The 8,789-nt window shown below is 64.6% G+C and carries 11 protein-coding genes; 6 read left to right on the top strand and 5 right to left on the bottom strand.

Annotated elements, in window-relative coordinates; all coding sequences use genetic code 11:
* Positions 1–57: 57 nt before the first annotated feature.
* Positions 58–288 carry a LamG-like jellyroll fold domain-containing protein gene (locus tag B9C43_RS55245; RefSeq protein WP_160097489.1) on the bottom strand — a complete coding sequence of 77 codons (231 nt, stop codon included), beginning with the start codon at positions 286–288 and terminating at the stop codon, positions 58–60.
* Between the two features lie 75 nt (positions 289–363).
* Between B9C43_RS55245 and B9C43_RS55240 the strand changes: the two genes are divergently transcribed.
* The 3 genes from B9C43_RS55240 to B9C43_RS57365 all read left to right on the top strand — a co-directional run bounded on the left by B9C43_RS55240 (position 364) and on the right by B9C43_RS57365 (position 1,754).
* On the top strand, positions 364–582 hold the full coding sequence (locus B9C43_RS55240) for a hypothetical protein (RefSeq protein WP_143447324.1): 219 nt from the start codon (positions 364–366) through the stop codon (positions 580–582).
* A 141-nt stretch (positions 583–723) separates the two neighbouring features.
* The gene (locus tag B9C43_RS60435) at positions 724–1,620 is read left to right on the top strand and encodes a tetratricopeptide repeat protein (RefSeq protein ID WP_143447323.1); all 897 of its coding nucleotides are present in this window, start codon (positions 724–726) and stop codon (positions 1,618–1,620) included.
* A complete protein-coding gene (locus B9C43_RS57365; protein WP_160097483.1) occupies positions 1,617–1,754 on the top strand; it encodes a hypothetical protein in 138 nt (45 codons plus the stop codon). The genes B9C43_RS60435 and B9C43_RS57365 overlap by 4 nt, the downstream gene beginning before the upstream one ends.
* Positions 1,755–1,896: 142 nt before the next feature.
* On the opposite strand, the gene B9C43_RS55230 is transcribed toward B9C43_RS57365, so the two are convergent.
* Positions 1,897–2,277, bottom strand: coding sequence for a hypothetical protein (locus B9C43_RS55230; protein WP_143447322.1), 381 nt, complete (start codon positions 2,275–2,277; stop codon positions 1,897–1,899).
* Between the two features lie 102 nt (positions 2,278–2,379).
* Between B9C43_RS55230 and B9C43_RS60430 the strand changes: the two genes are divergently transcribed.
* Together B9C43_RS60430 and B9C43_RS55220 are read left to right on the top strand one after the other, a co-directional pair.
* A complete protein-coding gene (locus B9C43_RS60430; protein ID WP_160097481.1) occupies positions 2,380–2,577 on the top strand; it encodes a helix-turn-helix domain-containing protein in 198 nt (65 codons plus the stop codon).
* A gap of 318 nt (positions 2,578–2,895) precedes the next feature.
* Complete coding sequence (locus B9C43_RS55220) at positions 2,896–4,008, top strand: serine hydrolase domain-containing protein (protein ID WP_143447321.1); 1,113 nt, start codon at positions 2,896–2,898, stop codon at positions 4,006–4,008.
* 415 nt (positions 4,009–4,423) lie between these two features.
* On the opposite strand, the gene B9C43_RS57360 is transcribed toward B9C43_RS55220, so the two are convergent.
* Together B9C43_RS57360 and ppk2 are read right to left on the bottom strand one after the other, a co-directional pair.
* A complete protein-coding gene (locus B9C43_RS57360; RefSeq protein WP_160097479.1) occupies positions 4,424–4,594 on the bottom strand; it encodes a hypothetical protein in 171 nt (56 codons plus the stop codon).
* A 204-nt stretch (positions 4,595–4,798) separates the two neighbouring features.
* Positions 4,799–5,830 carry a polyphosphate kinase 2 gene (ppk2, locus tag B9C43_RS55215; RefSeq protein WP_084435126.1) on the bottom strand — a complete coding sequence of 344 codons (1,032 nt, stop codon included), beginning with the start codon at positions 5,828–5,830 and terminating at the stop codon, positions 4,799–4,801.
* 657 nt (positions 5,831–6,487) lie between these two features.
* On the opposite strand from ppk2, the gene B9C43_RS55210 reads away from it, so the two are divergent.
* Positions 6,488–6,868 carry a VOC family protein gene (locus B9C43_RS55210; RefSeq protein ID WP_200826181.1) on the top strand — a complete coding sequence of 127 codons (381 nt, stop codon included), beginning with the start codon at positions 6,488–6,490 and terminating at the stop codon, positions 6,866–6,868.
* A 790-nt stretch (positions 6,869–7,658) separates the two neighbouring features.
* On the opposite strand, the gene B9C43_RS55200 is transcribed toward B9C43_RS55210, so the two are convergent.
* Complete coding sequence (locus B9C43_RS55200) at positions 7,659–8,312, bottom strand: class I SAM-dependent DNA methyltransferase (RefSeq protein ID WP_084435124.1); 654 nt, start codon at positions 8,310–8,312, stop codon at positions 7,659–7,661.
* Between the last annotated feature and the right edge of the window lie 477 nt (positions 8,313–8,789).

Raw genomic sequence — 8,789 nt, 5'->3', positions numbered from 1 at the left:
GCCAATGCGCGGCTTGGATGTCGTCCTTGGCCACCAAAGCTCGGACCGCGTCCGTGCTCAGCACCCGGTCATAGACCGCACGTCGTCAATCGCGCCCTCGAACTGGTTGGGAACACTGCCCATCTGATGACCGATCCGCAGCAGCCCGGTGGCGTTCATTGACGGGAACCGCTGGTCCTCGCCGACGTACGAACCGTTGACGTACAGCCGAATCCGGCCCTCAGCGCGGTCGTAGACACCGACAAGGTGTATCCACTGACCACCATGATGAGCGGCGGGGGCGCGCACGACGGCGGGTTTGATCTGTGGCCTCTCCGAGTCCTGGTGCGGCACGACGGGCTAGTGGACCGGTCCCTTGTGGTCATGACCGACCAGCCGGACGGCCCGCGGTTCCGGCTTCTGGAATCCGTCGCGGCGTACTGCGTCGAACGGCTGCGTGAGGCCGGGGAGCTCGACCAAGTGCGCGCCCGGCACGCCGAGTACTACACGGAACTGGCCGTCCGGGCCGACTCGTCGCTGCGTGGCCCCGAGCAGCAACTGTGGGATTGGATGCTGAATCACCCAACCTGCACACCGCCCTGAACACCGCGATCTCCACCGGTGCCGCGGAATTCGCACTGCGCCTGGTAAACGCCTTGACGTGGTACTGGTGTCTGCGTGGCCGGCTGGCCGAAGCCCGCCGGTCGCTGACCGCGGCACTGACCCTCTTACCGCGCGCCAACGATGACACGACCGCTGACCAGCGCGCGAGGGTGCGGATCGGGCATGCCGCGATCACGTTGCTGCAGGGGCGATTCGGTCGACTGGACCAGCCGCCGGAAAGCTGTACTTGACGAGTGCGGCGGCATCTCCGACGCCGGCACGAAGGCCAGGGCCCTGTGGTTCTTGGCCTTCGCCGAGGCCGGGATCAACGACGTGGACGACACCGAGCGACTGTTGGCGCAAACGCTGGACATCTTCGACCGGACCGGTGACCAATGGGGGACGGCGGCAGCGCTGGCAACACGGGCGAAACTGGCCCAGGCCCGAGCGAACACGGTCGCGCTGGAACGCGACGGAAAGCGCAGCGCCGAGTTGTTCCGACTGCTTGGCGACCGGTGGGGTCTGCTGCAGGCGACCGAATGGCTCGCCGGACTGGCCGAGATGACCGGAGATCATGAGCAGGCCACCCGCCTGTGTCGAGAAGTCCTGCACCTTGCCGAAGAGCTGGAACTGTGGCCCGCCGTGTCCAGGTACCTGTGCTGGCTCGGGTGGATCGCGCTCGAATTGGGCGATTACACGCAGGCTCGGAAATTGTGCGAGCAGGCGGCACGCTTGGCCACCCAGCAGAATTCCCCAGCCCAACATGGGCTTCGCCGAACTCGGGCTGGGCTTCTCCGCCCGGCGGGCCGGGTAACTCGACATCGCCGAGATCCACCTGCGCAACCTGATCACGTCCGCCACCCGTCACACCGACGGTTCACACGCGATATACCTCGCCATGGTGCTGACCGAACTAGGGTTTCATCGCCAAGTTGCGCGGAGACCCGGACAAGGCGCTCGGAGCCACCCTGCCAACGGCCAGCGCCCAGACTGATCCACCCCCGACGAACTAACAGACGCGACTACTGGATCGAGTGACCGACAAGCTACGCCCGTCCGAGGATCCATTCCGATTCGCGGTACTCGACGCGATCACCATGCCTCTTCCCTCGGCCTGCGCGGTCATCGCCACGGTCCGCCGGCTGTGTGCGGCGGCCACCACCGCGGCCTGAGGTTTTCGAACCGACCGGGCGGCGTCGAGCCGCCCGGTTATCTTGTGGATCATGACCAGTTCTCGCGTGCCGCGACCTCCGCAGGCGGACGAACGCAGCGCGGCGGTCAGGGTCTTCCTATCCCTGCGTCTCTGACCAGTACCTATGTGCTGGTGTCGTAGTGGACGGTGGCTTCGTAACGCAGATCGCCGACGACCGCGATGAAATGCGAGAACTCGATCTTCGGTGCGGTGATCGGTTCTTCGCCGATGTTGTGGAAGGTCACGTATATCGCCGTGGTCTGGTGCCGGTGGCTGAACGTCCTCCACTCGCCTTCTCCCGACGGTGGGGTCCGGCGGCCGAACGAGTTCACCAGGACCTCGAACCAGTCTGCCGGAGGCGGTGACGGCGCCTCGGTCGGGACCTCGACGGGCGTCGAGGGCAGAGTGCCCGTCGGCTGTTGTGGCGTCGATTGTGTTGGAGTTGGTGTCGGCGTTGTCGCGCAGCCGGTGAGGACCAGCATCGCGATCAGGATGCGTAACACCCTTCGAAGTTACCGAAAACGGATCGGAGCGCGGCTGGAGAGACCGCGCCCCCGAGGGCTGGACGCTGATACCAGCCGAGCAGACCCAGGAGTTATCCGCTGGTGCTCCGTCTCAAGGTTCTCGACCTGCTCAAGGCTGGCAGAGCGGCTGCGCAGGTCGCACATGACGTGCAGATCAGCGAGCAGACGATCTATATCTGGTGTCGGCAGGAGCATGTCGACGCTGATGCGCATCGGCGATGCAGGCCGCCACACATCACCGCGCACGGTCACTGGGTCCGCGTATCGAACGCTGGATGATGCTGAACCGCACGGCTGTAGGCGTCGACCGTGTGCGGCGTACCGCGCCTTACATCTTGGCGATCCCGCCCGCGAAGGATCAGTGAACTGCCTGCGTACAGTGCCGCCTTCCATCTACGCACACCCCACACTTCGTCGGACGTTGCCACGACCACTCGCACGCAGTGGTAGAGCCTGCTATACCCCGGTTGTTCCAGCCAGAGGGATTCATCGCACCACCTCATTAGGACATTGTGGCCATGGCAGATCAAACACCACTGGCATAAGGGGTTCGCCATGCGCAATCACACCAGCAAGTCGAAGGTTAGTGTCGTCGTGATGACGTTGACCGCAGCCGCCCTGCTCAACGGGGTGACCGGCACTCAGGCCAGCGCAAGCGACAGCACCCCTCGTGACAACCCACTGCAGCAGCGCCTCAACACACTGGTCCACGAGGACAAGTTCCCGGGCGTCGTCGCAGCGGTACAGGAGCGGGACGGACGGACCCGGCACTACACGGCAGGCGTGGGCAACCTGGCCAGGAAGACACCGGTACCACGCAACGGTCAAGTCCGCATGGGCAGCAACACCAAGATGTTCACCGCTGTGGTCGTGCTGCAGTTGGTCGGCGAAGGCAAACTCAGCCTCGAGGACACTGTGGACAAGTACCTGCCGAACGTCGTGCGAGCCGAGGGAATCGACGGTCGCACTATCACCATCCGCCAGCTGCTGCAGCACACCAGCGGCCTGGCTGACTACGACCAGAAGCTCATGTCGGACCTGTTCGCAGCACTGCACCGGTATTACGAACCGCGAGAGCTGGTCGACGTCGCGCTGGGCGAGAAGCCGGACGCGGCCCACGGCCAGTGGAGCTACAGCAATACCAACTTCATCCTGGCCGGTCTGGTCGTGCAGAAGGTGACCGGCCGCCCGATCGGCGAGGAGATCACCAACAGGGTGATCACCCGCATCGGCCTACGGGACACCTACTGGCCGGGCGTCGGCGAGCAAGCCATCAGGGGCAGGCACCCGCACGGGTACCTGGCAATGAAGCGCGGCGACGCGTGGACCGACGTCAGCGAGTCCGAGACCTCGGCGGCTTGGGCGGCGGGCGCGCTGGTCGGCACACCGGCCGACCTCAACACCTTCATGACCGCCCTGATCACTGGCAAACTCCTCAACCCCGAGCAGCTAACAGAGATGCAGAAGACCATCCCCTCCCCCGAGTTCGACCTCACCGGACAGGCGCGTTACGGCCTGGGCCTGGCGACGTTCGCGCTCAGCTGCGGCGGCTTCTCCTGGACCCACGGCGGCCTCGCAGTCGGCTACTCCACCTACAACGCCGTGACACCAGACGGCAAGGCAGCCACCATCGGCATCACCAGCCTGCCAAGGGACATCACCGACCTGCAGCACATGCAGGCAGCGCTGGACACAGCGCTGTGCACGTGACCCGCAACGGTCGACACGGGGGTGGCGACTTGTCGTCACCCCCGTTCCCGCTGTCCAAAGCGGAACTGGCGTTTTTGCGGACGGACGCAGGACGTCATCGGCGATGGTCGACCTAGCTGGGAAGGGCCGCTGCGCCCTGCAGCAGCTGGCGAACCCGCGCTCCGCAGATCAAGTAACCGCATCTTGTCCGACCGTGCCCACAGCTTCACCAGCGGCCAGGACAAGCGCAGCGGCCCCTTGGTCGTGGAGATCACCGCCCCCACCTGGCTGACCGGCTCGGCCGGGTCACGATCACGGAGTACGTGGGTGGGTAGGGGAATGAGCGCGCAGCGCAGCAGCACCTGGCAGGTGGTGCAGGCGCACCGCCTACGGAGCCGTAGGGAAACGCGTCGCGGTCGCTGCGTGGCGCCATCGGCTACTTCGCGCTCCGTCTGTCGCGAATCGCGAAGTAGATTCCCGAAGTCAGCACAACGACAGTCGCCCCGAGCAGGCCCATCGCCAGGCTTGGTTCAGCGACCAGCCACAGGACGACAACGAGCACTGCCCCGACACCGGCGGCGATGAAAGATTGTCGAGCTTTACTCATGTTCGCGTCCTGTCCACGTGTGGCAATCAGTGGGAGCGCACCAGGCCCTGAATACGACGGAACTGGGGCCGGTTACACCCCTGCAGGTTGCTGGTTCCTGCTTGTCATGGTCTCTTGTGGACTACGCCGGACGCGAGTGCGTCTTGTAGCTGTGTCGGCCCAGGCGTGGCCTTGGCTGAACTCCTAGCGGCTTACGAGGGGTTGCTACGGATCCGGGTGTAGGCCTGGCCCGTGGTCTGGATCCGCGACCGGTGTGATTGGCGTCGGGCTGAGTGACGAGTCTTCCTCACCCTGCTCCAGCAGGGTCGCCGCGGCTCCGACCACGCGCGGATCAGGTTCGCCGACCACGTCATGGTCCTTGTCCGCGTATTCGAAACGCGCGAGCACGCTACGCATCGCCTCTATCCGCGCACGTTTCTTGTCATTGCTCTTGACCACCGTCCACGGCGCGATTTCGGTGTCAGTGCAGCGGAACATCGCGACCTTCGCCATGGTGTAGGCATCCCACCTGTCCAGCGACTTGATGTCGTTGGCACTAAGCTTCCACTGACGCACCGGATCGACCTGGCGGATCAGAAACCTGGTCCGTTGCTCGGCACGCGACACCGAGAACCATAGCTTTACCAACGAGATCCCGTCGTCGACAAGCATCTGCTCGAACGTCGGAGCCTGCCGCATGAAACGCTCATACTGTTCGTCGGTGCAGTACTCCATCACCCGTTCGACCCCGGCGCGGTTGTACCACGATCGGTCGAAGAGGACTATCTCGCCGGCGGTGGGCAAATGATGGACATAGCGCTGGAAGTACCACTCCCCCTGTTCCCGGTCCGAGGGCTTGGTTAAAGCCACCACACGGGCACCACGAGGATTGAGGTGCTCGGTGAACCGCTTGATCGTGCCGCCCTTGCCCGCCGCGTCCCGTCCCTCGAACAGGATCACCAACCGCCCGCCCGTATCCTTGATCCAGTACTGCAGTTTCAACAACTCGATCTGCAGCAACCGTTTCAGCGGCTCGTATTCGTCGCGCGACATACGGCTCGAGTACGGGTAGTTCTCTCGCCACGTATCGACCGTGGCACCATCGGCACGGCGTAAAACGGGATCATCAGCGTCGTCGTAGTCGACAACGAGACGTTGCTCCCGGAACTCCGGAAACCGGTCAGCGAGGTCAGGAAACTCTTGGAGCACGCAGCGGAGATACCCATAGAGCACACCCCGCAAACGGACGCCAGCCATGTGAGTCCACGTCTGCGCCATCAGACTTCGTATCCAGAGGCCGGTTTCGCTTACGTGGATGACGAACTCGACCCCGGCCTGATGGGCACCTCCGCGGTGATCCGCGATCTCAGAACTGCTCGACTGGATACAGCGCCAACCTGATTCAGCGGCAGCCAGCTGCGGTCGACGGCATCTGGACAGCAGACGAATCGTTGGCCGGCCCCCACTTCGGCGCACGCCGCGGCACGCGGCAACGACGTGTCGATGGTCCAACACGAACCACCCGACTGATTCAGCCTGCTATCAGACGTTCGACCGTGCACAGTGGACGAGTTGCCGCCGGGCTATCGCTACCGCGTGCACCACACCGCTGGTCGATATGCCGCGATATCTCGCTTACCTCATTGATCGCTTGCGGTCGTCTGGTGCCGAGATGAGATCGCCGCGGTCGAATCACCGGCTGAGGTGCGTGCGATGACGCGGCTCGCCGTCAACGGCACGAGCCTCGGCGCCAGCAAGCTCGCGGGCGACCACTCCAGACAAAAGAATGATCAACCAGGGACTTCAACCATGATCAACTGGGGTGCGCGCCTTCACCACCTCACAGGTAAACTCAAGCTAGTGATGTGTCCCGCAACCTGGGACGGGTAATCGATCACGGATAGCCTCGGTGCCGTGCATCGCAGCCGACTGTTTGGAATTTTCATCGACACACCCGTCACGCAAGCCGGTTCGGCCGCGAACTTCTGGTCCGCCGCGTTGGGCGTCCCGGCGCGTTCCGTGGCGGGCGAGGAACAGTTCACGGCTCTGGACGGCGCTGTCCCCGGCTTGACCATCGACATCCAGGCGGTCGACGACGCACCGCGCTATCACGTCGACATCGAGACCGACGACGTGGCGGCAGAGGTCGCCCGTCTGACGGCTTTGGGCGCGGAGGTGGTCTCCCGCTGGCTGGAATGCCACACGCTGCGCGCGCCCGGCGGTCACCTGCTCTGCGTGGTTCCCGTACACAGCGATCCCGAGACGTTTCACAGGCTGGCTCGAACATGGCCATGAACCCCAAACCAGGACTACGCGCGTCAACGTTGTGGGAAAAGCCACTAGATTCAGTGCTCGCCCTGCCAGTTGGCGTTGTCGTTACAGGTCACCCAGGCGCGCGTAGCCCGCAGGTCACTGTCGCTCAGGACCTGCACTGAGCTGGATTGGACCTGGATGGTGGCCTTGCCAGGCTCGTCGGCGCGGAGGCCTCCGGGCTAGACACAGCGCGACTGCCAGCCCCCATTCCTGCCGCTCGATCCTCAACCACAGTCACAAGGAAAGGGCAACGTCGTCGACCACGCCTACTTCAGACGCAACGTGGTGACAGTGCGCCGTGACGTGCCCTACGAGAATCGGGCACGGGACGTCGCGGAATCAGCGGCCGGTTGAAGCGGCTGACTTTCAGCACGAATGCGGCGATCGTGGCTACCGCTCAGTTGTCCACGAATCCCGGTCGACCACAATCGATACTGCCGCTGCACAGTCTTTCTGGCCTCCGGGCCTCGGGCACGATCGCACATGTTGCCGACCACGTCCGTGATCTGCAGCCAGATCCCCACATTGACACTGGGCGGCCCGCTACTGGATCCGGACAGTTCGAGCAGGCCCTGACCGAGGAAGAACACGATGCCGCCCGGAAGTTCCCGGTACACGGCCAGACCGAGCGGGACGAATAGCTCCCGATCAGCAGCAGAAGCGGACGTTTGCCGTGCGCGTGATCATTCCCCGCGCCTCATGGTCAGGAATGACTCCGACCCGACCCGCACCGAACCCGCTGTGCGCATGGGCGCAACGCCGTGCTGAGCCGTCACGCAGCCTTGCGGGCGACCAAGTAGGCCTGCGGCGTCTTCTCGCTCGGTTCCGGCTGCCGCACCAGCCTCGCCTCCACAATCAGCTCCTCCTCGGCCAGCACCCCGACCACGTCCTCAGGCTGCAATCGGTAGGCATCCATCGACACCTCGTGCCCATATCCCCCCGAGATGCGAAGCCGCTCGTCACCTGCTTGGAACGCCAGCGCCAGCACCCCACCCGGCCGCAGCACGCGCGCCAACTCGCCGAACAGCGACCGCAACCGCTCCGGCGGTGTGTGAATGATCGAGTACCACGCCACCGCGCCCGCCAGCGACGCGTCCGCCAGCGTCAGCGCGGACATCGACCCCACCTCAAAGCGCAGCCCCGGATGCACCCGTCGGGCCACCTCGACCATGCCAGGCGAGAGGTCCACGCCGAACACGTCCAACCCCAGCCCTGCAAGGTAACTGGTGATCCGCCCCGGACCGCACCCGAGATCGACCACCGGCGCCGCCGGCCCCACCAGGTCCGCGAAAGCGCCCAGCACCGCACGGTCCCAAGGGCTGGCCGCGAGCGCGTCCCGCAGCGCCTCCTCATACGCAACGGCAACGGTGTCGTAGGCGGCTCGCGTCTCGGACACATCGAAGGGTTCGACAGCACGCTCGGTCATGCGCTGGAAGCTACCCGCGAATCGCTCGGCGTCCGCGAAACGGGTCATGCCGCGATGACAGCAAGCCTCTCGACACCGAGGAAGTTCAAGCGACTGCAAATATGACCCCATCCGTACGGTCATCGGCTACTTAGAGACTTGGCGTAGGACCGATGTCTGGCCAGACTCGGTCCAGGTGCCTGGCGAGTCGCTCTCTCATTGCGGCTGCCCGCCGGTTGGTTGGCGTGGCTCTCTCATGGCTTGCGGTCTCGCCGGGCACCGCGTGAGGAGAGGCTCAAAAGGGGTTTGCCCAGCTCGAAGTAGCGGTGCCCTCCTTGCTGACACCTCATACCTCAGCCAAGGAGGAACCCGGTGACGGTGATCATCGGCATGGACCCCCACAAACGATCAGCCACGATCGAGGTGATCGACCAACGCGCACACGTCCTGGCGACCGGCACGTACGGCACCGACAAGACCGGCTACGCCCAGATGCTG

This window comes from Kibdelosporangium aridum, assembly GCF_900176515.1.
GTDB lineage: Bacteria > Actinomycetota > Actinomycetes > Mycobacteriales > Pseudonocardiaceae > Kibdelosporangium > Kibdelosporangium aridum.
Note: the sequence above shows the minus strand (reverse complement) of the source record. Positions and strands in the feature narration are given on the sequence as shown.

Bases quoted from the DNA above. Each gene is read 5' to 3' on its own strand.
- B9C43_RS55200 (WP_084435124.1), bottom strand. From the start codon at position 8,312: ATGACCGAGCGTGCTGTCGAACCCTTCGATGTGTCCGAGACGCGAGCC.
- B9C43_RS55220 (WP_143447321.1), top strand. From the start codon at position 2,896: ATGACGTTGACCGCAGCCGCCCTGCTCAACGGGGTGACCGGCACTCAG.
- B9C43_RS60435 (WP_143447323.1), top strand. From the start codon at position 724: ATGACACGACCGCTGACCAGCGCGCGAGGGTGCGGATCGGGCATGCCG.
- B9C43_RS55240 (WP_143447324.1), top strand. From the start codon at position 364: ATGACCGACCAGCCGGACGGCCCGCGGTTCCGGCTTCTGGAATCCGTC.
- ppk2 (WP_084435126.1), bottom strand. From the start codon at position 5,830: ATGGCTGGCGTCCGTTTGCGGGGTGTGCTCTATGGGTATCTCCGCTGC.
- B9C43_RS57360 (WP_160097479.1), bottom strand. From the start codon at position 4,594: ATGAGTAAAGCTCGACAATCTTTCATCGCCGCCGGTGTCGGGGCAGTG.